A 1234-nucleotide genomic window follows, 5' to 3' on the forward strand; every position below is an offset into this window, starting at 1 on the left:
GGCCTGGAACGGGGCTTGCAGGCCGAACTCAGCGAGCACCTGGGATACGACAAAGGCGACCCCGAGGCCGCGTTGTACGCCAACTCCCGTAACGGCTCATCGGCGAAGACGGTCGCGACCAGTGTCGGCGACGTCGAGTTGGCGATCCCACGCGACCGTGACGGCACCTTCACCCCGACCCTGGTGCCGAAAGGCTCGCGGCGGGTCGGGGGCTTGGACGACATGATCGTCTCGCTCTACGCCGGCGGGATGACCGTCCGCGATATCGAGCACCATCTGGCGTCGACGATCGGCACCGAGATCAGCCGGGAGACGATCTCGAAGATCACCGACGAGGTCCTCGACGAGGTCCTGGCTTGGCAGCGCCGACCGCTGGAATCGTTCTACCCGGTGATCTATCTCGATGCCATCGTGGTCAAGGTCCGCGACGGCGCGCACGTCCGGAACAAGGCCGCCCACATCGCGGTCGGCGTCGACATGGACGGTGTGAAACACGTTCTGGGGATATGGATTCAGGCCACCGAGGGCGCGAAGTTCTGGGCGGGGGTGTGCGCTGAGCTGGCCAACCGGGGCGTCGCCGATGTGCTCATCGTGTGCTGCGACGGACTGACCGGGTTCCCCGAGGCCATCGAGGCGACCTGGCCCGATTCGCTGGTCCAGACCTGCGTGGTGCACCTGATCCGAGCGGCGATGCGGTTCGTGGCCTACGGGCAGCGTAAGGCCGTCGCCGCTGCGTTGAAGACGGTGTATCAAGCCGCGGACGCCGACGCGGCCAGAGCCGCTCTGGACGCGTTCGCGGCCACACCGTTGGGACAGGCCAATCCGAACACCGTGCGGGTCTTCGACGACGCGTGGGAGCGGTTCATCCCGTTCCTGGCGTTCCCACCGATGCTGCGGCGGGTGATCTACACGACCAACGCGATCGAGTCCCTGAACTACCAGCTCCGCAAGATCATCAAAAACCGCGGCCACTTCCCCAACGATGTCGCAGTGGTCAAGTTGCTGTGGCTGGCGATCTGCACCATCGAGGACAAACGAGCCCGCGACCGGGAAAAGGAACGCGGCGTCGGTCGCGGAGCCAAACGCCTCGCCGCCGGACGCCTCGTCGAAGGCCAGATCACCACGAACTGGAAGCAGGCTCTCGCCCAACTCGCCCTGGCCTACCCCGACCGAATCAACCCCTACCTCTAACCCACACGAACACAACGCCTTACACAAGAATCTTGACAAGCTC

General features: G+C 65.2%; 1 protein-coding gene. It reads left to right on the forward strand.

Annotated features, from left to right (window positions below; all coding sequences use genetic code 11):
* On the forward strand, positions 1-1191 hold a 1191-nt coding region (locus tag ACY48E_RS15980; RefSeq protein WP_462873240.1), incomplete at its 5' end, for an IS256 family transposase.
* Between the last annotated feature and the right edge of the window lie 43 nt (positions 1192-1234).

The organism is Rhodococcus sp. AZ1 (genome assembly GCF_054979605.1).